Source organism: Roseateles sp. GW821-FHT09B06, from assembly GCF_059418245.1.
In genome coordinates, this window is the sequence record NZ_JBWKPM010000001.1 from 216,446 (window position 1) to 239,383 (window position 22,938).

23 protein-coding genes are annotated in these 22,938 nt (G+C 70.9%); 13 read left to right on the plus strand and 10 right to left on the minus strand.

The window, feature by feature from the left end; translation table 11 throughout:
• Nucleotides 1-3 precede the first annotated feature (3 nt).
• The 4 genes from AC07OQ_RS01115 (at nucleotide 4) to AC07OQ_RS01130 (ending at nucleotide 3,800) form a co-directional block, all read left to right on the plus strand.
• Entirely contained in the window at nucleotides 4-906 is a 903-nt protein-coding gene (locus AC07OQ_RS01115; protein WP_495051232.1) for an efflux RND transporter periplasmic adaptor subunit, read from the plus strand.
• On the plus strand, nucleotides 906-2,321 hold the full coding sequence (locus tag AC07OQ_RS01120) for an efflux transporter outer membrane subunit (protein ID WP_495051233.1): 1,416 nt from the start codon (nucleotides 906-908) through the stop codon (nucleotides 2,319-2,321). Before AC07OQ_RS01115 ends, AC07OQ_RS01120 begins: the two co-directional genes overlap by 1 nt.
• A 32-nt stretch (nucleotides 2,322-2,353) precedes the next feature.
• Nucleotides 2,354-2,809, plus strand: a complete 456-nt coding sequence (locus AC07OQ_RS01125; protein ID WP_495051234.1) for a MaoC family dehydratase — start codon at nucleotides 2,354-2,356, stop codon at nucleotides 2,807-2,809.
• Between the two features lie 91 nt (nucleotides 2,810-2,900).
• Complete coding sequence (locus tag AC07OQ_RS01130; RefSeq protein WP_495051235.1) at nucleotides 2,901-3,800, plus strand: LysR family transcriptional regulator; 900 nt, start codon at nucleotides 2,901-2,903, stop codon at nucleotides 3,798-3,800.
• 45 nt (nucleotides 3,801-3,845) lie between these two features.
• Here the strand turns inward: AC07OQ_RS01130 and AC07OQ_RS01135 are convergent, their stop codons facing one another.
• The 3 genes from AC07OQ_RS01135 to AC07OQ_RS01145 all read right to left on the minus strand — a co-directional run bounded on the left by AC07OQ_RS01135 (nucleotide 3,846) and on the right by AC07OQ_RS01145 (nucleotide 5,958).
• The gene (locus tag AC07OQ_RS01135; protein ID WP_495051236.1) at nucleotides 3,846-4,625 is read right to left on the minus strand and encodes a GGDEF domain-containing protein; all 780 of its coding nucleotides are present in this window, start codon (nucleotides 4,623-4,625) and stop codon (nucleotides 3,846-3,848) included.
• A 112-nt stretch (nucleotides 4,626-4,737) separates the two neighbouring features.
• Entirely contained in the window at nucleotides 4,738-5,457 is a 720-nt protein-coding gene (locus tag AC07OQ_RS01140) for a S1 family peptidase (RefSeq protein WP_495051237.1), read from the minus strand.
• A gap of 222 nt (nucleotides 5,458-5,679) precedes the next feature.
• Nucleotides 5,680-5,958 (minus strand): hypothetical protein, encoded by a 279-nt coding sequence (locus AC07OQ_RS01145; protein WP_495051238.1) that lies wholly within the window; start codon nucleotides 5,956-5,958, stop codon nucleotides 5,680-5,682.
• A 313-nt stretch (nucleotides 5,959-6,271) separates the two neighbouring features.
• Between AC07OQ_RS01145 and AC07OQ_RS01150 the strand changes: the two genes are divergently transcribed.
• A complete protein-coding gene (locus AC07OQ_RS01150; protein WP_495051239.1) occupies nucleotides 6,272-6,649 on the plus strand; it encodes a hypothetical protein in 378 nt (125 codons plus the stop codon).
• On the plus strand, nucleotides 6,646-6,774 hold the full coding sequence (locus tag AC07OQ_RS01155; protein WP_495051240.1) for a hypothetical protein: 129 nt from the start codon (nucleotides 6,646-6,648) through the stop codon (nucleotides 6,772-6,774). Before AC07OQ_RS01150 ends, AC07OQ_RS01155 begins: the two co-directional genes overlap by 4 nt.
• 14 nt (nucleotides 6,775-6,788) lie before the next feature.
• Here AC07OQ_RS01155 and AC07OQ_RS01160 read toward each other — a convergent pair whose 3' ends face one another.
• Both AC07OQ_RS01160 and AC07OQ_RS01165 read right to left on the minus strand, forming a co-directional pair.
• Nucleotides 6,789-7,052 carry a hypothetical protein gene (locus AC07OQ_RS01160; protein ID WP_495051241.1) on the minus strand — a complete coding sequence of 88 codons (264 nt, stop codon included), beginning with the start codon at nucleotides 7,050-7,052 and terminating at the stop codon, nucleotides 6,789-6,791.
• A 93-nt stretch (nucleotides 7,053-7,145) separates the two neighbouring features.
• Entirely contained in the window at nucleotides 7,146-7,463 is a 318-nt protein-coding gene (locus AC07OQ_RS01165; RefSeq protein WP_495051242.1) for a BON domain-containing protein, read from the minus strand.
• A 229-nt stretch (nucleotides 7,464-7,692) separates the two neighbouring features.
• Here AC07OQ_RS01165 and AC07OQ_RS01170 point away from each other — a divergent pair, with 229 nt between their 5' ends.
• The gene (locus AC07OQ_RS01170) at nucleotides 7,693-8,583 is read left to right on the plus strand and encodes an OmpA family protein (protein ID WP_495051243.1); all 891 of its coding nucleotides are present in this window, start codon (nucleotides 7,693-7,695) and stop codon (nucleotides 8,581-8,583) included.
• 25 nt (nucleotides 8,584-8,608) lie between these two features.
• Here the strand turns inward: AC07OQ_RS01170 and AC07OQ_RS01175 are convergent, their stop codons facing one another.
• The 3 genes from AC07OQ_RS01175 to AC07OQ_RS01185 form a co-directional block, all read right to left on the minus strand.
• On the minus strand, nucleotides 8,609-16,771 hold the full coding sequence (locus AC07OQ_RS01175) for a GH36-type glycosyl hydrolase domain-containing protein (protein ID WP_495051244.1): 8,163 nt from the start codon (nucleotides 16,769-16,771) through the stop codon (nucleotides 8,609-8,611).
• Between the two features lie 3 nt (nucleotides 16,772-16,774).
• A complete protein-coding gene (locus tag AC07OQ_RS01180) occupies nucleotides 16,775-16,999 on the minus strand; it encodes a hypothetical protein (RefSeq protein WP_495051245.1) in 225 nt (74 codons plus the stop codon).
• 93 nt (nucleotides 17,000-17,092) lie between these two features.
• Nucleotides 17,093-17,653: a sterol desaturase family protein gene (locus AC07OQ_RS01185; protein WP_495051246.1), complete on the minus strand. Its 561-nt coding sequence runs from the start codon at nucleotides 17,651-17,653 to the stop codon at nucleotides 17,093-17,095.
• A 108-nt stretch (nucleotides 17,654-17,761) separates the two neighbouring features.
• Between AC07OQ_RS01185 and AC07OQ_RS01190 the strand changes: the two genes are divergently transcribed.
• Nucleotides 17,762-18,475 carry a Crp/Fnr family transcriptional regulator gene (locus AC07OQ_RS01190; protein ID WP_495051247.1) on the plus strand — a complete coding sequence of 238 codons (714 nt, stop codon included), beginning with the start codon at nucleotides 17,762-17,764 and terminating at the stop codon, nucleotides 18,473-18,475.
• 78 nt (nucleotides 18,476-18,553) lie between these two features.
• Nucleotides 18,554-19,291 (plus strand): Crp/Fnr family transcriptional regulator, encoded by a 738-nt coding sequence (locus AC07OQ_RS01195; RefSeq protein WP_495051248.1) that lies wholly within the window; start codon nucleotides 18,554-18,556, stop codon nucleotides 19,289-19,291.
• Between the two features lie 5 nt (nucleotides 19,292-19,296).
• Here AC07OQ_RS01195 and AC07OQ_RS01200 read toward each other — a convergent pair whose 3' ends face one another.
• Nucleotides 19,297-20,217 (minus strand): diguanylate cyclase domain-containing protein, encoded by a 921-nt coding sequence (locus tag AC07OQ_RS01200; RefSeq protein WP_495051249.1) that lies wholly within the window; start codon nucleotides 20,215-20,217, stop codon nucleotides 19,297-19,299.
• The gene (locus AC07OQ_RS01205; protein ID WP_495051250.1) at nucleotides 20,214-20,405 is read right to left on the minus strand and encodes a hypothetical protein; all 192 of its coding nucleotides are present in this window, start codon (nucleotides 20,403-20,405) and stop codon (nucleotides 20,214-20,216) included. The genes AC07OQ_RS01200 and AC07OQ_RS01205 overlap by 4 nt, the downstream gene beginning before the upstream one ends.
• A 253-nt stretch (nucleotides 20,406-20,658) precedes the next feature.
• On the opposite strand from AC07OQ_RS01205, the gene AC07OQ_RS01210 reads away from it, so the two are divergent.
• The 4 genes from AC07OQ_RS01210 (at nucleotide 20,659) to nhaA (ending at nucleotide 22,929) form a co-directional block, all read left to right on the plus strand.
• The gene (locus AC07OQ_RS01210; RefSeq protein WP_495051251.1) at nucleotides 20,659-20,907 is read left to right on the plus strand and encodes a hypothetical protein; all 249 of its coding nucleotides are present in this window, start codon (nucleotides 20,659-20,661) and stop codon (nucleotides 20,905-20,907) included.
• Between the two features lie 113 nt (nucleotides 20,908-21,020).
• The gene (locus AC07OQ_RS01215; protein ID WP_495051252.1) at nucleotides 21,021-21,269 is read left to right on the plus strand and encodes a DUF1488 family protein; all 249 of its coding nucleotides are present in this window, start codon (nucleotides 21,021-21,023) and stop codon (nucleotides 21,267-21,269) included.
• Complete coding sequence (locus AC07OQ_RS01220) at nucleotides 21,269-21,592, plus strand: hypothetical protein (RefSeq protein WP_495051253.1); 324 nt, start codon at nucleotides 21,269-21,271, stop codon at nucleotides 21,590-21,592. The genes AC07OQ_RS01215 and AC07OQ_RS01220 overlap by 1 nt, the downstream gene beginning before the upstream one ends.
• Nucleotides 21,589-22,929 carry a Na+/H+ antiporter NhaA gene (gene nhaA / locus AC07OQ_RS01225; protein WP_495051254.1) on the plus strand — a complete coding sequence of 447 codons (1,341 nt, stop codon included), beginning with the start codon at nucleotides 21,589-21,591 and terminating at the stop codon, nucleotides 22,927-22,929. The genes AC07OQ_RS01220 and nhaA overlap by 4 nt, the downstream gene beginning before the upstream one ends.
• Nucleotides 22,930-22,938: the final 9 nt, after the last annotated feature.

Consider the following 22,938-nt stretch of genomic DNA (forward strand, 5'->3'; position numbering starts at 1 on the left):
CGCATGAAGCCTGTCTTCAAACTCATGGGCCGGCTGACGGCCACCGCCCTGATCGTCGCGGCCTCCGCGGCGGCCGGCCATTATCTGTGGGGGCATTACCGCGAGGCCCCCTGGACCCGGGACGCCAAGGTGCGCGCCGACGTGGTGCAGATCGCGCCGGATGTCGCCGGGCTGGTGGAGCGGGTGCATGTTCGCGACAACCAGTTCGTCAAGGCCGGCGAGCCGCTCTTTTCCATCGACCGCGCGCGCTACCAGCTGGCGCTGGCCCAGGCCGACGCCAGCTTGCGCGGGTTGCGGGCCCAGATTTCCCAGGCCGCGCGCGAGGATCGCCGAAATGTCGCGCTCGCCGAGCTGGTCCCTGCCGAACTGCGGGAGCAGAGCGCCGCCCGGCTCGACCAGCTGAACGCCTCGCTGGCCCATGCCGGCGCGGCGCTCGAGACCGCACGCCTGAACCTGAGCCGGACCGAGGTGAAGGCCTCCGTCGATGGCTGGGTCACGAACCTGGATCTGCGCCCCGGCACCTATGCGACGGCGGGACGCCCGCTGCTGGCCCTGGTCGACCAGCAGTCCCTGCATGTGGTCGGCTACTTCGAGGAGACCAAGATCCCGCGCGTGCATGTCGGCGACGCCGTGGCCATCCAGCTGGTCGGCGAGTCCGGCAAGCTCAGGGGCCATGTCGAGAGCATCGCCGCGGGCATCGAGGACCGCGAGCGCCAGAGCAGCTCGAACCTGCTGGCCAATGTGAACCCGACCTTCAACTGGGTCCGCCTGGCGCAGCGCATTCCGGTGCGGGTCCGGCTGGACGCCGCCCCCGCCAACGCGCAGCTGATCATGGGCCGCACGGCCACGGTCGAGCTGAGCCGGGCCTCGCCCGCCGGCGCCACCCCGGCCCAAGGAGAGCTTTGATGCGCGGCCTGCTCGCCATCGCCGCGGCGGCCTTCCTGGCCGCCTGCTCGACCGTCGGCCCCGACTACGGCCGCCCCGCCGCAGCGCTGGCCAACCAGCCGTCCGCACAGGCCGACTTTCTCGGCAGCGCCGACCCGGCCTACCTGAGGGAAGAGCTGCCGCGCCATTGGTGGCGCCTCTATCAAAGCCCGCCCCTCGACCGCCTGATCCAGGAGGCGCTCTCCGCCAACACGGACCTGCGCATCGCCGCGGCCAATATCGGTCGCGCCCGTGCCGGCGTCGACCACGCGGACGCGGCAACGCGGCCGGCGACGAGCCTGTCGGCCGCGCCCTCCTATGCGCGCCGCTCGGCCGAGGAAGAACTCAGGCCCGGCAAGGCGCTGCCCAACAACTGGGTCTACGGCGCCGGCCTGTCGGTCTCCTACCAGGCCGATCTGTTCGGACAGATCCGGCGCGCCATCGAGGCGGCCCAGGCCGACCTGGGCGCGGCCACCGCGGCGCGCGATGCCGTGCGCGTCACCGTCGTGGCCGAAACCACCCGGGCCTTCCTCGAGGCCTGCGCGCTGGGCCGCGAGATCGGTGTCGCCGAGCAATCGGTGGCGCTGCAATCCAAGAGCACCGCGCTCGTGCGGCAGCTGGCCCAGGCCGGCCGCGGCAACGCCATCGACGTCACCCGCTCCGCCGCCCAGGAGGAACAGGTACGCGCCACCCTGCCCACGCTGCGAGCCCAGAAGCGGCTGGCCCTGTACCGGCTGGCCGTGCTGACGGGCCGCACGCCGGCCGAGTTCCCCCAGGAGGTGCAGAGCTGCCTGCAGGAGCCGCAGATCTCCCAGGCCCTTCCCGTGGGCGACGGGGCGGCGCTGCTGAATCGGCGCCCCGATCTGCGCCGCGCCGAATTCGAGCTGCGCTCGACGACGGCCCGGATCGGCGTGGCGACCGCGGAGCTGTACCCCAAGGTCTCGCTCGGCGCATCGCTGGCCTCGGTCGGCCTGGCCAAGAACTTCGGGAATGCGGACACTTTCAAGTTCTCCCTGGGGCCGCTGATCTCCTGGCAGTTCCCGGACAGAACCCGCGTTCGGGCCCAGATCCGCGCCGTCGAGGCCGAGCAGCAGGCCGCCCTGGCCCGCTTCGATGGCGCGATCCTGAACGCCCTGAAGGAGACGGAGAGCGCGCTGGAAGTCTACGCACGCGACCTGGAACGCCGGGCCAGCCTGGAGAAGGCCAGAGACAAGGCGCGACAGGCGGCCACGGACACCGAACGCCTGTTTGCCGCGGGACGCTCGGGCTACCTGCCCGTGCTGGATGCGAACCGAACCCTGATCGCCGTCGAGCAGACCGTCGCGGCCGCCGACAGCAAGCTGGCCGCCGACCAGGTCGGCCTGTTCCTGGCCCTGGGCGGCGGATGGGAAGAATGAGCCAGCAACCCGACCTCAAACAGGAGCACCGCATGAGCACCAGCCGTACACCACTGTATTTCGACGACCTCCAGCCGGGCGATCGCTTCACGACCGACAGCTACGCGATCAGCGGCACCCAGATCAAGGGCTTCGCGAACGAGTTCGACCCCCAGCCCTTCCACCTCGACGAGGCCGCCGCCGAGCGCTCCTTCTTCGGCGGGCTGGCCGCCAGCGGCTGGCACACCGCGGCCATCACCATGCGGCTGCTCGTCACCAGCGGCCCGGCGCTGGCCAACGGCATCGTCGGCGCGGGCGTCGAGATCGGCTGGACCGCTCCGGCCCGCCCCGGGGACGTCCTGCATGTCGAGAGCGAGGTCCGGGAACTGATCCCCTCGCGTTCGCGACCCGATCGCGGCATCCTGGTGCTGGCGTCCAAGACCCTGAACCAGCGCGGCGAGGTCGTGCAGACCATGACGGCCAAGCTGATGCTGGCGCGCCGCGCCTGAAGCCGCGCGCGAGGCCCGCCCCTTTTCCATGCCGAGGCCATACCATCGGCCATCTGCAACTCGGCCGCGCCCCATGGACCGCATCAGTGCAATGAGGACCTTTGTCCGTGTCGTCGAGGCCGGCAGTTTCACCAGGGCGGCGGACTCGCTGGACCTGCCCAAGGCCACGGTGAGCCGGCTGATCCAGGGGCTGGAAGACGAGCTCAAGGTCCGCCTGCTGCAGCGGACCACGCGCTCCATCTCGGTGACCACCGAGGGCGCCGTCTACTACGAGCGTGTCGTGCGCCTGCTGGCCGAATTGAACGACATCGAGGCGAGCACCCGGCAGTCCCTGTCCAGCCCGGCGGGTCGCGTGCGCGTCGAAACCGCGGCGGCGATCGGAACCCTGGTGCTGGTCCCCGCCCTGCCCACCTTCTACGAGCGCTACCCCCATATCGAGGTGGAACTGGGCCTGGGCAACCGGACCGTCGACCTGGTGTCGGACAATATCGACTGCGCCATCAGGGCCGGTGTCGTGACGGACCAGGCCGTGGCCGCGCGGGTCGTCGGGGCATCCCCGTTCATCACCTGCGCGAGCCCCCGCTACCTGGCCTTGCATGGCACGCCAACATCGGCGGCCGATATCCCGGGCAGGCACCGCACCATCGGTCTCGTCGGCAGCGGGGGCAAGGCGCTGCCCTTTCGCTTTGCCGGAGCCCAGCATGGCCCGGACATCGAGTTGACCCTGCAGCACCGGCTGCTGGTCAACGACAGCAATGCCTATCTGGCGGGCGGGAAAAGCGGCCTGGGCATCATCCAGGCGCCCGTGTACTCGGTCCGGGAAGCCCTGAAAGCCGGGGAGCTGGTGGCCATCCTGACGAACGGCCAGACGGCGCCCACCCCGATCAGCATCATCTACCCGCCCAACCGCTTCCTCAGCGCCAAGGTCCGGGTTTTCATCGATTGGGTAGCGGCCCTCTTCGAAGCCGATCCGGCACTCCGGCGCGCCTAGCAGCGTGATGGCGGGCGAGCGCGGCGAATCACTGCGACCCGTGAATCACCCCATTTCACGAACGTTCGCAAAGTCGACTTCGGCCGCGCGACGACCTGCCGTCTTTGCCTCGTAGGACCGCATGTCCGCCACCTTCGCGAGCGCATCAAAGTTTGCCCCGTCCCGGCCGAGTATCGCAATGCCTATGGACGCACCGATGCTGACTTCGGCCGCCCCCAGTTGAATCGGCCGGCTTAGTGAGACCGCGATGCGATCGGCAATACGGGAAGCACGGTCGTAACTATCGATGTTCGGCAATGCCACCAGGAACTCGTCACCGCCCACGCGAGCCAGAAGATCGTCATCCCGGCATTCCTGCTTCAGCCGCATTGCCACCACCCGCAGGACTTCGTCGCCGGCGGCGTGACCGAAGCGGTCGTTGACGGGCTTGAACCTGTCCAGGTCGAAGGCCATGACGGTCAACGCAGCGCCGGCCAGGGTCTCGATCCTCTTGGACAAGCCGCGGCGGTTCAGCAGGTCCGTCAAGGGATCCCGCAGCGCCCTCACCCGCAGCTCATCAAAGGCGGCCTCTCCGGTGCGCACGAGTTTGGACGAGTAGCCGATGGCCCACAGGATAAAGACGCCAAAGGTCAGGCCTGCGCCCAGCGCCAGGCGTTTGAGCTGCTCGAGTTCCTGCTGGCGCCTCTCACGTCGCTCGCTGAGCAGTCTTCGCTCCTCGGTCTCAAGCGCGTCCAGCGTCTCGCGGAGGCGGCGCGCGCCCTCTGCACTCAAGCGCCTGATCAGGACCTGGTGGAGTGCATCTTGACCATCGCGCTCGCCAATCACGACGGAGCTGCCCCTTGCAATGTGCGTAGCCGTGGATGTTTCCGAGCCGCCGCCGCAACACGCCCCACAGCGCTCGCCTCACGGTGAGCAGCGCGAGCGCCCCGACAGAAACCTACGACCGGGTCAACACCAGCAGCACGTCCGAATACCAAGCCAGGTTGAGCCCCAGCGAGGCATCGCGCAGCGTATCGCGCGAGGCCATGTCCATGCGGGAGGCATGCACACCCAGCAACTGCCACGGCAGGCCGGCATCGCCGTAAGGATCATGGCGCACCACCGGTGCGCCACTGCTGCCGCGATGCATGGGCGCGTCGGTAACAAAGCAACCCTGTCCTTGGAAACGCACGCCAAAGGCCGAAGCCACCACCGCGCCGCGCGCGACCGGCAGGTGGTGCAGGGTGTCGTGGAAACCCAGCGGAAAACCCACCACCAGCAGCGGCTGGCCCAGGCGCACGGCCTCCATCTGCACCCGGACATGGCTGGGCGTGAAGGCAAAGAACTGCGGATGCCGCGGCATGAGCATCGATGGGATCTCCAGCGCGGCCACGTCCACATCGCCGCCGCCGTCGATGGCCTGGCGCCACAGCGGGATGCCGTTGTCGTAGAGCGGCAATGAGACGCCGTATTGCCGGGTCAGGTCCGCGCCGGCAGCATGCAAGGCGAACTCGATGCGCTGAGGCTTGTGGTCCGAGGCCAGGTCCAGCAGCACATGGCGACTGGTGATCAGGAACAGGCGCATGTCGTGGCGGAAGAAGAAGCCGCTGGCCGCCGTCAGGGCCTGAGGGCCGATGAAGGTGGCCACGCGGGTGCAGGCCAGCAGCAGCGGCTCCACACCATGGGGGCGAGGCTGAGCCGTGCAGCCCGGGTGTTGAAGCGGCTGGCTGCAAGAGGCCCCGTTTCCGTGCCCCATCATCCCGGGCCTCGATGCCTGGATCGACAGCGGCGGGCGCGCCCCGCCGGGCGCACGGCAAGACAGGCTCGGCCCGCCATCGAGGCCAAGCCATCGATTGCCCGGACAGGGGTGGGCACCGTCATGGCAGGCGGCTCGTTCGTATCAGCGCCGCAGCGCGCGCACCAGCAGCGCCAGCAGCATGCCGGCGCCCGTCGCAATCAGCACCGAGCGCACCGGATGAGTGCGGACATGCTCAGACGCATCGTCTCGCCAGGTTTCGGCCAGCTCGCGCATATGCTCAACGCCGCGCTGCGTCGCATCCCCGGCCTTGGCCACGAACTTGCGCACCGCCTCGCCGCCTCGCGCGGCAGCCGGATTCAGTTCACCATCGACGATCTGCGTCGCGGGTGTCGAAGGGTCTTGCAGGTCTGAACGGTTCATGGTGGTTTCTCGTTGAGAACAAATTGGCGCCGCCGGCCGCAGATACAGACTGCGGCCGGCGGCGCGGTCACGCGAGCCGGGTTCGTGGAACCAGCGGCAGCACCATGCTGCAGCAACGGGAGGGCTCGGTCGGTGCGCTGCCCCACATTGCGGGCCGAGCGGCCGCCAGAGCGATCCGGGTCGCACCGGATCGGCCCGCCGCAGCGGGGCCGGTTCCGTGCGTCAGCGCACCGACAGGGGCTGGCGATCGGCAGGACTCTGGCCTCGGACAGGCGCACGGGATTCGGTGCCCGCGCCATACACAAGGACTGCCATGAACATCCCGATCGAAACCAAGCCCGCGCTATGGGGTGCGGCCGCCGGCGCCGTCACGCTGGCCGTCATCGGCTTTACCTGGGGCGGCTGGACAACCGGCAGCCGCTCCGAAGCCCTGGCTCAGGCGCGTGCCAACGATGCGGTCGTGACCGCACTCGCGCCGGTCTGCACGGAGAGATTCGAGCGAGCCAGCGATGTGGAGATCCAGCGCGTCGCGCTGCTGAAGACCGAAGTCTGGTCGCAAGGCGACTTCGTGGAAAAGGGCGGCTGGGCCACCGGTTCGACCGGCAAGCCGCCATACCTCACCGCCGTGGCCAACGCCTGTGCGGCCCTGCTGGTCAACAAGGCCGCTCAACCCCTCACCAGGAGCCCATGATGTCCAAAGGTCAACGCGGCAACAAGGAAGCCAAGAAGCCCAAGCAACCCAGGCCGCTCGAGAAGAAGGTCGCGCCCCCACCCCATGAACCGATCGTCGGCAAGCGCCCGCCCGGCGCCGGCTGAGGTGCGCGGCCGGCTCAGCGAGGCATGGAGGCCGCCGAGGCGAGCATCAAGGCCCGCACGCCGGCGCTGCTGCCCGGCCTCTCCAGCAGGTAGCGCTGCAGGCAGGCCTCGCGCAGCGAGCGATTCGTCAGGGTCTGGCAGCGCCAGGTGGCCTCGGCAAGCAGGCCGCTGGCGCGGCGCTCCGCATCCCCCTGGCGTACGCCGTCCCGTACGACCGCCCCGAGGGCGGCCAACAGGCCGAGCGCGCCCAGCGTTCCGATCAAGATCAGCGCAGCCATGTGCGGCATCCTCGGTTCAAGCCGGTCTTGAAGCTGCCGGCCGCCGATGGTCTTCGCGGCCCGGCACCTGGGGCGCGGGCCGACGGTCTCGCATCACGGCCGCACGATGATCTGGTTCTTCACCTGCTTCACGCCGGCCACCTTCCAGGTCAGGCCCTCGGCCATGGTTCTTTCGTTCTGGCTCTTGGCGAAGCCCGACAGCATCACCGTGCCATTGAGCGTTTCGACGCTGATGGCCGAGGCGTCGACGCCGCGGTCGTCGACGAAGCGGCTCTTCACCGCGGTGGTGATGGCGCTGTCGTCGAGATAGGCACCCACGGTTTCCTGGCCGCGCGTGACGGCGCAGCCGACGGTGCTCAAGAGGGCGGCGGCGCTCAGCGCGGCGATGAGGATCTGACGGGTGACGTTCATGGCGATACTCCTGGGGTGAATCGTGCGGTGCTCCGGCGGCCTCCATCGGCCAGCCAGCCCTTCAACTCGTCGGCATGCTGCTGTTCATCAGCGGGTCGTTCATTGCATGTCCTTGACGGGCTCGGTCGAGATCCTGAACTCGCTGCCGAGGACGGTCGGTGCGTCAACGCACCGACCACAGCGCGCCCTGCGCCCAGGCTGCTCCGGCAACCACTCCAGGAGATCCCTGATGAAGCCGTCCCCTAGCCCCTTCACCCCGAGCCCGCTCGCCGCGGCCGTCCTGTCCCTTTGCGCGGCGCTCGGCGCCTGCAGTTCCATGCCTGCCGACAATGCCCTGCTGGTCGAAGCCCGCGGCAACTACCGGCAGACCATGAGCGACCCACAGACCCGCGAACTCGCCGCGCCCGAACTGCGTCAGGCCGGCACCGCGCTGGCCCTGGCCGATGCCGCCTGGCAGCGCGAGGATCCCCCCGCCACCGTGACCCAACTGGCCCATCTGGCCAAGCAGCAGACCGCGCTGGCGCAGGAGACGGCCCGCCGCAGGGCCGCAGAGCGGTCCAGCTTGAGCGCCCAAGCCGAAAGCGACCGGCTGCGCCTGGCGGCCCGCACCAGCGAGGCCGACACCGCCCGCATGACGGCCGGTCTGGCCCAGAACCAGGCTCAGGCGGCCCTGCAGCAGAACGACGCCACCCAGGTGCACAACCGGCTGCTGGAAAGCTGGCTGCGCGACATGAACGCCAGGCCGACCGAGCGCGGGCCGGTGATCACGATCGGCGACCTGCTGTTCGACAGCAACCGCTCGGAGCTCCGGCCCGAGGGCCTGCGCAGCATCGACAAGCTGGTCGACTTCATGACCCAGTACCCGCAACGCCGCGCCCTGATCGAGGGCTTCACCGACGACCAGGGCGGCAGCGGTGCCAACCATGCGCTGTCGGACCGCCGCGCCGACGCGGTGCGCATGGCCCTGGTGGGCCGCGGCATCGGCCGGGACCGGCTGGACACCCGGGGCTACGGCGAGGCCCATCCCGTGGCCGGCAACGACAGCCAGGATGGCCGCCGGCAGAACCGCCGCGTCGAGATCTTGCTGTCCGATGACAGGGGGCAGATCCCGCCCCGCTAGCGAGCGAGCGCCTGGGCCGCGGACCTCAGTCGCCCAGCGGCATCACGAAGCAGCTCAGCGGCGCCCGCAAGGCCGGCCAGGCCAGCACCTGGCCGGGGCGCAGCAGCTGCGCGTTCTCGCTGTCCATCAGCGCCAGCGCCTCGCCGGGCGTGCCGCGCAGCAGGATGAAACGCAGCTCCCGACCCGCCCGCCGCAGGCTCAGCTCGGCGCGCGGCCAATGCGTCGGCAGGCAGGGCGTGAAGCTCAGCGACTCGGCCTCCAGGCGCAGGCCGAAGATCGACTCCACGGCGGCCCGATGCAGCCAGGCCGCCGCGCCGGTGTACCAGCTCCAACCGCCCCGCCCCACATAGGGCGGCGCGCTGCAGATGTCGCCCGCCATCGCATAGGGCTCCAGCCCGTAGACCGCGCCCTGGGCCGGATCGGCGCTGCGATGCGCCGGGCTCAGCAGGCAGAAGTAGCGGTAGGTCTGATCGCAGTCGCCGCCGCCGATCGGGCGGTGCCGGGCCAGTCGCGTCTGGGCCATCAAGGCCCAGATCCCGGCATGGCTGTACTGCCCGCCGTTCTCGCGCACGCCGCCCGGATAGGCCTGGATATACCCTGCCTCGGGCCGCGCCGCGACCAGGGGCGGATGCAGCAGCCGGATCAACCCGGCCGCCGGATCGACCAGCTCGGCCTCCACCGCGGCCATGGCCTGCTGCTGGCGCTGCGGCGGCGCCAGGCCCGACAGCACGGCCCAGGCCTGGGCAATCAAATCGATGCGCGCCTCGGCGTTGGCGGCCGCGCCTAGCGGGCTGCCGTCGTCGAAGAAGGCGCGCCGGTACCAGCGGCCATCCCAGGCCGGCCCCTCCAGCGCCGCCTGCCAGCCCTCGGCCGCCCTGGCCCAGCGCTGGGCCCGCACCACCTCGCCGCGCGCCAAGGCCAGCGGCGTGAAGTCGGCCACCAGGCGTCCCAGCAGCCAAGCGAGCCAGACCGATTCGCCGCGGCCCTCGTGGCCGACCCGGTTCATGCCATCGTTCCAGTCGCCGCCGCCGATCAATGGCAGGCCATGCACACCGACGCCCAGGCTGCAATCGATGGCGCGCGCCGCATGTTCGTAGACGCTGGACTGCTCCGCGCTGGTGCAGGGCGTCTCGTACAGGTCCTCCGCCCCTGCGGGCACCGACGCCCCCTCGACAAAGGAGCAAGGCTCATCCAGCAGCCCGGCATCGCCGGTGGCGCGCAGATAGTGGAGGCAGGCCCAGGGCAGCCACAGCCGGTCGTCGGAGCAATGGCTGCGCACGCCGGCCCCGCCGGGGGCATGCCACCAATGCTGGACATCGCCCTCGGGATACTGGCGCGAGGCGCTCAGCAGGATCTGCTCGCGCAGCAGTCGCGGCGCGGCCCAGCTCAGGGCCAGGCAATCCTGCAGCTGGTCGCGAAAGCCGGTGGCGCCGCCGGCCTGGTAAAAGCCCGCCCTGGCCCAGAGCCGGCAGGCCACGGTCTGGTAGAGCAGCCAGCGATTGACCAGCGCATCGAACAGCGGGTCGGGCGTCGATACCGTCGTGGCGCCCAGCAGCCCATCCCATTGCGCCCGCGCGAGCACCAGGCGCTCGCCAGGCGGCCGCAATGCCGATTCGGCCGCCAGCTGTCGCGCCGCGGCCGGACTGTCCGCGTGGCCCAGCAGGAACACACGCTCGGCGGAGTCGCCCGGCGCCAGAGTCAGGCGCGTCGCCAGCGCGGCGCAGGGATCCAGGCCCGCCGCGCGCCGCTGCCCGAAATGGTCGGGCAGCTGCAGGCGGCCACGCGCATCAAAACACTCGCGCCGGTCGCAGCTCCAGTCGGCGTCCTCGTCCGCCGCGTCGGGCGCCAGCGCCAGCGCGAGAAAGGCCGTGGCGCCGCCGAAGCCGCCCGCCTGCTCGCAGCGCATCGCCAGCAGCGCCTGCAAGCGGCCCGCGGGCAGGCGCTGGCAGTACAGGGCCGAGGCCAGCTCGGCGCGCTCGCCGCGACCGGCACCCAGCTGCCATTCGGCCAGCCCCACCAGGCGCAGCCGCCGCCGGCGCCCGCCATGGTTGCGCAGCCGCAGCTGCACCTGCTTGAGCGCCGTCACCGGATCGACGCACCAGGTGGCGCTCAGCACCAGCCCATCGCGCTCATGGGTGATGCGGCTGTAGCCCTGGCCATGGGCAATGCGATAGCGCAGGGCACCGTCCCCCCAGGCCGAGGGCGCGACGCTCCAGCATTCGCGCGTCTCCAGGTCCTGCACCCAGAAATGCTCGGAGGGCGGATCGGCGACCGGGTCGTTGGACCAGGCGGTCAGCGCATGCAGCCGGCTGTTCAGCGCCCAGCTGCCGCCCCCGCCGCTTTCGGACAGATGGGCACCGAAGCCGGGATTCGCCAGCACATTGATCCAGGGCCGCTGCGTTCTCATGCCGGGGCCGACGTTGAAGCGGAACTCGCCGCTGTCAAGGTCGAAACGCCCCACCGGCGGCAGATTGCCCCCCGGCGCCGGCCTGGCCCGCCCGACCAGCGCGGCCGCGCCCTCTTCGCGCCGCTGCAGCGCCCGCTCGTGCCAGTCGGTCCAGGCCTGGACCTGCTGCAGGAAGGGCCGGCCATCGGCATGGAAGTGCAGGCGCGCCAGCCGGCGCAGGGTGTCCAGCTCGCCCGCCTCGAGGCTGCCCGCATCGAGCACGACGAAGGCGGTGGCCTCGGGGGCATCGGCCTGATGCCGCTCCCGCAGCGCGGCCAGCTCGCGCTGCAGGCTCATCTGGTAGGAGGCCGGCTCGGCATTCAGCACCACCAGATCGCAGGCCACCCCACCCCAGGCCCACAGGCGCAGGGCCTGGGCCAGGCTTCGCAACAGGCTCAGGCCCTGCATCGCACCGGCACTGACCAGCACGATGGGCCGCTCGCCCGAGAGCCCGAAGCGCCACAGCAGGCGCCGATCGCTGCGCATCTCGGGCGCCTCGCGCTGCGGGCGCGCCAGGGTCAGCAGCAGGGCCGTACTGAGGCTCTGCACCGCGGCGAAATGCTCGGGCCCGATCCGCAGCGCCCGCAGCCGGATGCCGGCCAGTGTGGCCGACATCAGCGAGGCGCGTTCGATATGGCTGGGCTGGCGGTACTTGTCGATCACCGCGCGCAGCAGCCCGGCCGAGTCCCCCGCCGCGGTGGCGAAGGTCAACACCGCCTTGGCCTGCGGCGCGATGCGCAGCGTCAGCGCCAGCGCGCAGACCGGGTCCAGCCCGGTGACCTGCTCGCCGGCTGCCGGCAGCAGCAAATCACCCAGCGGCTCGTGCGGCGCGCGGTTGCGGCCCAGCCAGCACTGGCGCTGCGTCTGCAGGCGGACGGCCAGCGGTGCCGGTTCGGCGGCGGCGACGAAATGCGCGGCCAGCAAGCCGACCTCCGCGGCACGGCGCGGCCGGCGTTCGAACAGCAGGGCCTGCTGGGCCGCCAGCCATTCGGCGCGCAGGAACAGATTGCTGAAGGCCGGGTGCGCCGCGTCGGCGCCGGCCGCCGCCAGGGTGGGCTCCAGCACCGAGACCAGTTCCAGCTCCAGCACCTCGTCGCCCAGGTTGCGCAGCTCCACCTGGCGGAACTCCAGATCGTCCTCGGGGCTGACCCAGACCGTCAGCTGGCTTTGCAGCCCAGGCCAGGCGGCGCTCAGGCTGACCCGGTCGGCATGGAAGACGCAGCGGTAGTCCGCCGCCTCGTCCGGCGCCGGATGCTGGCTCAGGGACACCAGGGCCGCGCCGGGCCGCGGGCGCAGGAAGAAGAAATGGCCCCAGGCGTCCCGCAGCGCATCGTCGCGCCAGCGGGTCAGATCTTGCGTGCCCCAGCGACTCCAGCCTGCGCCGTTGGAGCGCAGCGCGACACGGTAGCGCCCATTGGAAAGCAGATGGCTGGGTTCGACCGCGCTCACGCCCGGCCGCAGCTCGCGCCGCTGGCCCGGCGCGGGGCGCTGCTTCACCAGCGGTGTTCCCGCAAGCACGGGCAGGCGCAGATGGGCGATCTCGCGCGGCACCCGCTCATGCAGCAGCGACGCCACCGCTTGCAGGTGCGGATTCGCCATGGCCCAGCGCTGGGCCACCCCGTCCAGCAGCGCATTGGCCAGGGCCACCAGGCTCATGCCCTGGTGATGCGCCATGAAGGTGGCCACCGGGGTGCAGGGTTCGCCGATCTGCTGGCGTTCGGGCGTGAAGTCCAGCGCCTCGATGAAGCCGAAGCGGCCGCGCGCGCCCAGCGCCTGCAGCGCCGAGAAGTTGCGGCAGGCGCGGTCCGGCGCGATCTGCGCCGCCAATGCGGTCGCATACGGCGCGATCACCAGCTCATCCGGCGGGCTGCGGCGCAATGCCAGGCGCGGCACGCCCTGCGGCGCGTACTGGTAGGCCAGGCTCTGGTCGCGCCCGGCATAGGCGGACTCGGAGATGCCCCAGGGCAGCCCATGCGCCTGGGCAAAGTCGATCTGCTCCCGCAGCGCGGCACGGCTCGACTCCTCCAGCAGGCTGCCCCGCGGTTCCGCCAGCACCAGGCCCGGCATCAGGTATTCGAACATCGAGCCCGACCAGGAGCGCAGGCAGGCCCATGTGCCCACCGCGTGCAGTGGCCGGCCCAAGGCCAGCCAATGGCGCACCGGCAGCTGGCCATGCGCGATCGCCAGCAGGCTGGCCAGGCGCGACTCCGACGCCAGCAGGTCGTAGCAGGCGGCGTCGAGCTGCTGCTCCATGACCCGGTAGCCGATGTGCAGCAGATGCCGCCTGGGGTGATAGAGGAAGGCGAAATCGGCCTCGCGCGCCAGGGCCTCGGCGTGCATCGCAACGGCCAGCAGGCGCGGCCCCAGCTCGGCCTGTTCCGGCGGCAGGGCGCGGCAGGCCTGGGCCACGGCGAGCAGATGGGCGCAGAGATTGCCGCTGTCCACGCTGGAGACATACAGCGGCAGCAAGGCCGCGCCGCTCTGGGTGTCGTACCAGTTGAGGAAATGGCCGCGGTGCCGCTGCAGCCCGGCCAGGCTGGCCAGGGTGGCCTCCAGCCGCTGCAGCAGCTCGGCCACGGTGATCCAGCCGAAGGCCTGGGCGCAGGCCGCGCCGAGCAGGTACAGGCCGATATTGGTCGGCGAGGTGCGATGCGCCAGCATCTCGACCGGCAGCAGCTGCAGGTTGTCCGGCGGCAAATGGCGGTCCGCGGGGCCGACGCAATACTCGAAGAAGGCCCAGGTGTCGCGCGCGATGCCCAGCAGCTGCTCGCGATCCGCGACCCGCAGCGGCCTGGGCGGGCGCCGCCCCCGGCCGGCCCAGGCCACCCACAGCGGTGCGCCGGCCCACAGCAGCCCGAGCGCCGCCGCCGGCGCCAGGTACGCCGGCGCGCTGGTCGCCAGCAGCAGGAGCAGGGCCGGCAGCGGCGCGCATCCATGGCGGCGCAGCAAGGCGATCGGATCCGTGGACAAGGCGGACTGCACCGCGGCGGCCGTGGTCCATTGCAGCAGATGGCGGCGGCTGAAGAGCAGCCGGTAGAGCGTGCGCGCCACCGCGTCCAGAGCCGCGCCCGCGAGGCCCGGCAGCATGGCCAGCTGCCAGAGCCCTCCGGCCAGGGCGCGCGCCAGCTCCGCCAGCGCCAGCTTGTAGAAATGGCGTCGGGCCAGGTCGACCCGCGCCGAGGTCAGGCCGGCCAGCGCGCCCAGCAGCGGGCCGGCGCTGAAGGCCGCCAGCACCAGGATCAGCGCCACCCGGGGCGCCATCAGCTGACCGGCCAGGGCCAGCAGCAGCAGGGTCAGGCTGGCGGGCGCCACCAGCGAGCGGCGCAGATTGTCGAACAGCTTCCAGCGGTTCAGCGCTCCCAGCGGATAGCGGGCCGGCTGCAGCAGCAAGGGCAGCAACTGCCAGTCGCCGCGCACCCAGCGATGCAGGCGCGCCGCAGCCACATCGGGATGGGCCGGCGGCGCCTCGATCAGCGCCACGTCGCCGAGCACCGCGCAACGCACCAGCGCGCCCTCCAGCAGATCGTGGCTCAGCACCCGATCGGCGGGCAGCCGGCCGCCCAGCATCCGGTGCATGGCCTGCACCTGCAGCAGGCCCTTGCCGCTGTAGCTGCCCTCGCCGAACAGGTCCTGGTAGATCTCGGAGCCGGCGGCACTGTAGGGGTCGATGCCGGCCTGGCCGGCGAACAGGCGGTGATAGCCGGTGGCCTCGGCCGGCGCCGGCAGCGGCATGACCAGGCGCGGCTGCAGGATGGTGAAGCCGCCGTCGACGCGCCGCCCGTCGGCCGCCAGGCGCGGCCGGTTGGCCGGATGGGCGGCCGCCCCCACCAGCTCGCGCAGCGTGCCGGGCGGCAGCCAGGTGTCGCTGTCCAGCGTGACGAGATAGCGGATGCCGGGGGCCAGGGTCGAGGCGGCGCCCAGGTCCAGGAAGGCGCCCGCCGGCCCGCCGGCCAGCTGGGCGATCAGCTGCTCCAGCTTGCCGCGCTTGCGCTCCCAGCCGATCCAGCGCCGCTCGGTGCGGCAGTAGCGCCGCTCGCGCTGCAGCAGGATGAACCGCGCCGGGCCTGGCGGCGCCTCAGCGCCCGCGTTCAGCGCAGCCAGGGCGGCCAGCGCATGCGCCAGCAGCGGCGCATCGGCATCGAGCGTCGCGGCGTCGGCATCGGTCCAGTCGCCCAGCAGGGCGAACTGGGCCTCGCGCTCCGGATTGGCCAGCCGGTGCAGCAGCAGGCGCCGGCACAGGGCGTCGATCGTGGCCCTGTCGCCGAGCAGGGCCGGGATCACCACCAGCACCCGGTGCTCCGCCGGGATGCCGTCGGCCAGCGCCAGCCGCGGCAGCGGCGCGGGCGGCAGCGACTCGCTGATCAGGCGATGCAGCAGCGCCACCACGGCCTCGGAGGCCGGCAGCAGCACCAGCAGCGCCGCGCCGGGCCAGGCCCAGGCCGGCAAGGCCTGCCCCCGCAGCAGCCAGCCCGTGAGCGCGAGGCTCAGCAGCGCCAGCGTCCCCAGGTAGAGCGGCAGCAGGCAGGAGCGCCAGTACGGCGCCAGGCCGCGCAGGCCGAGCGCGCGCAGCAGCTCCGGCCGACCGGCCTCCCGCAGCCAGTAGCCGGGCGCCGCGGCCGGTTCGTCGGACAGCGCGCCGGCGCGCCGCATCAGGTCCAGCAGCAGCCTGGCCACGACCATCTCGCCGCAGCCGCTGCGTCGCGCCAGTTGCTCGATCGCGTGCAGGCTGCGATCGCGCGTGCCGGCATGTTCGGCGGCGAACAGCGGTGCGCCCAGCAGGAGCCGGATCAGCGCGCTGCTGCGCGCGATCAGCTCGGACCAGTCGGCGCCGGCGATGCCGCGCAGCGAGCCCACGGCATTGCTGACGCTGAGGTTGTCCGCGGTCTGCTCCCGCTCCTGCTGGGCAAGCAGCGGCGCCGGGTCGGGCAGCACGCGCCGCAGCCAGGCGCGCAGGCCGGTGCGATCGGCGCCCTGCCCGTCCTGCAGGCTGAGCCAGAGCTGGGCCAGGAAGACCGCATCGACGCCGCGCAGCCGCAACAGCTCCAGCAGCTGGTCCAGCGCCGCGGGGGCGCAGGCCTCGCCGCGCTGGTAGCAAAGGCGGGCCGCTTCACGTGCGGCCTTGTGGGCGGCCAGTCGTTCGGCGAGCCGGCTCAGGCTCTCGACCAGCACCACGCGCAGGCTGGTGGGCAGGGCCCACATCTCGCCCAGGCTCAGTTCGCGGCTTTGCTGATAGGCGCACAGGTAGCGCTGCAGCAGTTCCTCATCAAAGGCCCCATCGGTATGGGCGACAAAGGCCCAGGCCACGCCGTAGATCCGCGGCAGGCCGGCCAGCGGCTCCTCCAGCAGCACCGGCAAGTGGCGGAAATAGGGGCGCGGCAGGGCTTCGCGGATGTCCTGGAGCTGGGACTCGATCAGATGGAAATTGCCCAGCAACCAGTCGGCCGCCGGACTGTCCGCATCGCCGCTGCCGGCCGGTTCGACCATGTAGCGCTGGGCCGCATGCAGCATCCGCACATTGGCGCGCAGGCGCGGAAAGAAGCGGGTGCGATGCCAGCTCGCGGCGCCGGCGCGGTGCGTCTCGCCCAGGCTGCGGCCGTGCTCGGCAAAACGCCGCACCCCGAAGATCTCGGCCCGGATCGGCGGCGGCAAGGGGCCGGCCGCCGCATCCAGCATCAGGTAGAGCGTCTGCGGCGCGTCGGGTAGCAGGCGCCGCAGCTTCGACAGGCTGCTCGATGCACCCATGCTTCACAGCGCCGACCAGGCGGCCCCCAGCAGCACCAGCAGCAGTCCGGTGCTGACCAGGTGCGCGCGCACGAAGCCATGCAGCAGTTCGACCGCGCAGCAGAGGCCGAACCAGCGTCGACCGCAGCCGCAGCGCGCCAGTTGCTCGCCAAGCAGCGAGCGCTCCCGCGCCAGGCAGGCGACGTCGTGGGTGTGGCAGGCGGTGCTCCAGGGATTCAGGCTTGGCATGGCGGTCTCCAGCGCCATCGCATGCAGCGCTGGCGGACAACGGGGGGCGGGGAACGGGGCGAGGCGGCTGAGGATGGCATTCGGTCGGGGCGCTCAGTCCATCCCCCGGCGTGGCGCACTGCCGAACACATGGTCCCAGACGCCGCTGCTGACGCCATAGCAGCCCGACGCGGCGTGGCCGTGGTGCCGGGCATGCCAGCGCTTGCGCCCCAGCAGCCAGGCGTTGCGATCGGCCCGCCCATGGTGGGTGGCGTGATGGATCAGGGTGTAGACCAGGTAGCCGCCCAGCACGCCCAGGGTCAGGGCCTGGGCGGGCCGGGCACCCAGCAGCAACTGGGCCGGCAGGAACACCAGCAGGCCGATCAGGCTGCCGCCGAGCAGGGTCGGAGCGCAGATCAGCGCCGTCGGGCGCCGGTGATGATCCGCATGCCAGGCGGCGAAGGGCTGCAACCCATGCAGCACGAAGCGGTGCAGCACATACTCCAGCAGGCTCCAGCCGAGCAGGCCCAGCAGCACCAGGGCGAGCAGGATCGGGGCATCGGCGCGCGAACTCGCGCGCAGCAGGTGCAGCCCGAGCAGCAGCACCGCGGCGCCGTAGAGCCCGATGTCGGCCCGATAGGCCCAGCGGCCATGTTCCATGGAGAAGCAGTTCATGCCCTAAGCTAACGGCCCCGGGGCCTGGCCATCTGTTCGATGGCGAACACAGCAGCGATGCCAGCCTCGTCTATAGTCAGACCGTCGCAACCCTCGGGGCCTGCTGTGATGTCGACGGAGGACCTGCGCAGCAATCAACTGCTCGCCCAGCTCTCGCCCGCGGAGCGGGTGCATTGGCTGCCGCAGCTGGAAGCGCTGGAAATGCCGCTGGGCCGGGTGCTGTACGAGTCCGGCCGGCCGCAAAGCCATGTGTATTTCCCCACCACCGCCATCGTGTCCCTGCTGTATGTGCTGGAGAACGGCGCCTCGGCCGAGATCGCGGTGGTCGGCAACGAGGGCCTGGTCGGCATCGCGCTGTTCATGGGTGGCGAGACCACCCCCAGCCGGGCCGTCGTGCAGAGCGCCGGCCAAGGCTTCCGGCTGCGCGCCCAGGCCATGAAGGACGAGTTCAATCGCGCCGGCCCGGTGATGCATCTGCTGCTGCGCTACACCCAGGCCCTGATCACCCAGATGACGCAGACCGCGGTGTGCAACCGCCACCATTCGCTGGATCAGCAGCTGTGCCGCTGGCTGCTGCTGAGCCTGGACCGGCTGCAGGGCAGCGAGCTGGTGATGACCCAGGAGCTGATCGCCAATATGCTGGGCGTGCGCCGCGAGGGCGTGACCGAAAGCGCGCTGAAGCTGCAGGCCGCCGGGCTGATCCGCTATGCCCGCGGCCACATCACCGTGCTGGACCGCGCCGGCCTGGAGGCGCGCGCCTGCGAATGCTACGACGTGGTGCGCCAGGAATACGCCAGGCTGCTGCCCGCCAACGCCGGCTGATCGGCATCGCTTGGTGCGCTGGAGCACGGTGGTCGGCCCCGGCGCGGTGCAGACTGCAGTCAGCCTCCGGAGATCTGCGTGCCCGCTGCCCAGAATCACTTGATCGATCGGTTGCCGCGCCCCGACCGGCTGCGCCTGCTGGCCTGCTGCGAGCGGGTTCAGTTGCGGCCGCCGCAGGTCCTGTACCGATCGGATCAAGTCATCCGCCATGCCTATTTCCCGATCGGCGGCCTGATTTCCTTGTTGACCCGCGCGGACGAGCATCCCGCCCTGCAGATCGGCATGGTGGGACGCGAGGGCATGCTGGGCATGTCCCTGGTGCTGGGCGTGGGCCGGACCTCGCTGTGCGCCATGGTGCAGGGCGCGGGCGAGGCCTGGCGCCTGGCCGCGCCGGCCTTGAAGCGCGAGCTGCTGCTCAGCGCAGCGCTGCGGCGCTGCCTGAACCGCTACATCGCCATCTGCATGGCCGATATCGCGACCTCGGTCGGATGCCAGCATTCCCATCTGCTGGCCCCTCGCCTGGCGCGCTGGCTGCTGATGAGCCTGGACCGGGCGTCGGGGCGCGAGCTGCTGGTGACGCAAAGCTGGATTGCCCGCATGCTGGGCGTGCGCCGCGAGGGAGTGACCGAGATCGCCTTGAAGCTGCAGGCCGCCGGCGTGATCCGCTACACGCGGGGGCACATCACGGTGCTGGACCGGGGCGGCCTGGAATCGCGGACCTGCGGATGCTATGCGGCCAGCAAGCAGGGGTACGAGCGGCTGCTGCCCGGCCTGGCGCCGGCCGGCGAGCCGCTGCCGCCGGCGGCCCCGGGCTGATCCGCTCATGCCGAAGCCGCGCTGGCGGCGCGGTCGTCGGGATCGCGGTTCGGGGGCGGCGCCACGGCATGCCCGGCGTCCTCTCGCTGCTCGCCGACCTTGGCAAAGAAAACATGGCCGACTCTCAAGCGCTTGGCCGCATACATCGCCGAGTCGGCGCTGCGCATCAAGGTGGCGGCGGTGCGGCCGTCGGCCGGATGGACGGCGATCCCGATGCTGGGCCGCACGCGCAGGCGCAGGCTGCCGATCTGCATCGGCGCGGCAATGGTCTCGTAGAGCTTGCGCGCCAGCCGGGCGAGTTCGCGCGGGCTGACCGGGCCGCAGCGCAGGCAGGCGAACTCGTCGCCGCCGAGCCGGCTCACCATGTCTTCGCTGCGCACCCGGCGGTCCAGCCGGCGGGCCACCACCTTGAGCATTTCATCGCCGATGTCGTGGCCATAGGCGTCATTGACGGGCTTGAAATCGTCCAGGTCCAGATAGATGACGGCGAGCCGCGCTTGCTCGCCCTGCTCCAGGATCGCGGTCGCATGGGTCAGGCGTTCGATGAAGAAGCGGCGATTCGGCAGAGCGGTCAATGCATCATGCAAGGCTAGGTGCCGCGCCCGACGCTCGCCATCCTGGGTGCTGGCCAGCTCCGCACGGGCCAAGCTCAGCGCCGCCTGCGCCTCCAGGGCGAGCCGCTCCATCTGGTGGATGCGCTCGAACTCGCGATCCAGCAAGGGCCGCAGCTGCGCCAGGGCATCCAGGCATTGCCGCAGTCGATCGTGCATCAGGAACGACGCCAGGACGCCCTCGCCGGTCTGGCCGCCCTGGGCGCAGCCACAGGCATGCGCGCTCGCCTGCAGCTGGCTCCGGATGCCCGACAGCAGCGCCTGCCAGGCCTGGGGCACGGACTCTCCAGCGCCGTCGGGCAAGGCGGCATTCATGTGCGGCGGGCGGCTTTGCGCCCGCGCGCGGGCGGCCGGGCGGCATCGCCGGGGGCCGGCATGACGGGAGCGCCGATGCCGACCTTTCCCGGCGGCGGCGAGCCCTCCGATGTGAAGTCGGCTTCCTGCCGGCTCGGGTTCGGCGACGGTTTGGCCCGCTGGACCTCGGGTAACGCGATACGCTTCATGAGGACCTTTCAGAAAATCGGTATTTGGACCGGCAGCTACTGGAGTCTGGGGGCACGCTGGGCCGCCGTCCGTGCGGCATCGCACGAAAGCCCGCCCCGTGCCGGCTGGGTGCGCTGGCGCACCGACCCCGGCACGTCCATGCGCGCAGGATCGGCTCAAGCCACGGCCGAGGCGATGTTGCCGCGACCGCGGCGGCCGACGAATCCATGGCGGTTCGGCCGACCCGACCTCCGCATCGAGAAGGAGCCTGACATGAACGCTATCGTGCTGATCGCCGCCGCGGCGCTCGCGACGCTGGGGGCGCTGCTGTTCGCGCTGGACTACATCGGCTGGGGCCTGGCGCTCTGGGTCGGTGCCGCCGTCGTGTCCCAGTCCCTCATCATGGCCGAGGTCTGGCGCGAGCTGCGCCAAGGCCGACCGGCCGGCGCACGGCCATGGGCCGGACCCTGGCATGCCGGCGACCTGGTCGCCAGCATCCAGCGGGTGCTGGCCAGGCATTGAGGCCTTCGCCGCGCCCCGGCAAGGCTCCTGGCGGCGCGTCGGTGCTGTAGCGCACAGACCGGGAAACCGGTCGGCGCCATGCTGTGCGCTGCGTTCACCGCATGGGGGATCACATGCAACCGCAAGCGTTCTATCACCTGACGTCCGGATCGGTGCGATTCTGGGTGCTCGTCGACCAGGAAATCGTGGGGGCCAGCATCAGGAAGGAAACCCTGCACTACGGCTACAGCCCCAACAGCCATGACGACGATCCCCTGAACACCTACCTGGCCCATGCGGCCGAGATCGACGAGATCGTGCGCCGCCGCGTCGCCGGCGGTTCGCGCGAGCCGGTGATGGTGCGGGACCACGACATGCGGTGATGCAGCCGATGCAGCAAGACGCGGGCAGCGCCGCGGCGTCGTCCACCCCGCACCGCTTCAAAGGAGCTGTCATGCTCACCTCATTGCTTCCGCGATCCCGTCTCAGCCAGCTCAGGGACGCTCTTTCCAGCAGCGTGGCGGCACTGCATCGCCGCCATGCCGCGGAGATTCCGACGGGCTATATCGAGGACTATGTGTCTCTGAGCTGGCTCGAATGGCATGGCGGCCATCTGCGCCTGACCATTGTCGGCACGAACATCTTGCAGCAACTGGACCATGAGGCCATCGCCAAGGTCCAGCCTGCGCCCCGCAAGCATCCATGAGCGACCGCCCATGCGAAGCCCCCACCTCGGTCAATCTGCCGCACGGATTGATTGACCGGATCACGCCGCCATTCGTCAAGTTCCTGCGCATCGAAGCGGCCGGCGGGGCCGTCCTGCTGCTGTTCACCATCGCGGCCCTGCTCCTGTCGAACTCGCAGGGGTCCGAAGCCTTCCTCGACCTCTGGGAGACGCAGCTCGAATTCCGGCTCGGCGGCCTCGAGTTCAGTCGATCGTTGAAGGGCTCGATCAATGACGGGCTGATGACCTTGTTCTTCTTCCTGGTCGCGCTGGAGCTCAAGCGCGAGCTGGTGCTCGGCGAGATGCGAGATCCGCGCATGGCGGCACTGTCCGTGGCTGCCGCGGTGGGCGGCATGATCATGCCGGCCGCCGTCTTCATCGCGCTGCAGTGGGGGCTGCCGGGGCGGCATGGCTGGGGCATCGTGATGGCCACCGATACGGCGTTCGTCATCGCCTGCCTGGCGCTGCTGGGCTCGCGCATTCCGCACAGCCTGCGCGTATTCATGCTGTTCCTGGCCATCGCGGATGACATTGGCGCCATCCTTGTGGTCGCCATCGGGTACAGCAGCTTTCTGGACTGGCGCATGCTGGCGCTGGCGGCGTTGAGCGTCGTGATCCTGCGCGTGCTGGCACGAATCGGCATCAGACGGCTGCCCATCTATTTTCTTGGCGGAGCGCTGACCTGGCTGGCCATCGATGCCTCCGGGCTGCACGCCACGGTCACGGGGGTGATCCTCGGGGTGATGGCGCCGGCCAGGCGCTGGGTGAGCGACGAGAGGCTGTACGCCATTCTGGATCAGGTCATTGCGCATCCGACGCAGAGTCAAGGCAGCGGCGATACCCGCGACAGGAAGACGCTGCTGATTGCGGAGATCGCTGCGCGCGAATCGCTGTCCCCGGTCGAGCGCCTCGAGATGGCTCTGCATCCCTGGGTCAGCTTCTGCATCATGCCCATCTTCGCCCTGGCCAACGCCGGTGTCCAGCTGTCATGGGAAGGCGCCATGCAACCGGTATCCGCCGCTGTCTTCCTCGGATTCTTCCTGGGCAAGCCGGCGGGCATTCTTCTCTTCAGTTGGCTGGCGCTCCGTTCGGGCCTCGCGACTCGCCCCCCGGACCTGGGCTGGAATGTCATCGCGGGCGGCAGTTTCCTCGCCGGCATCGGCTTCACAATGGCGCTGTTCATCGCCAATCTGGCTCTTGCCGGCCCGTTGATGGACGGCGCGAAGATCGGGATCTTCATGGCTTCACTGTGCTCGGCCGGGGTGGGCTTGGCGCTCCTCATGCGGGCCTCGAGGCCCACCGTCTCCGAGCGCCGCTGAACGGCCCGG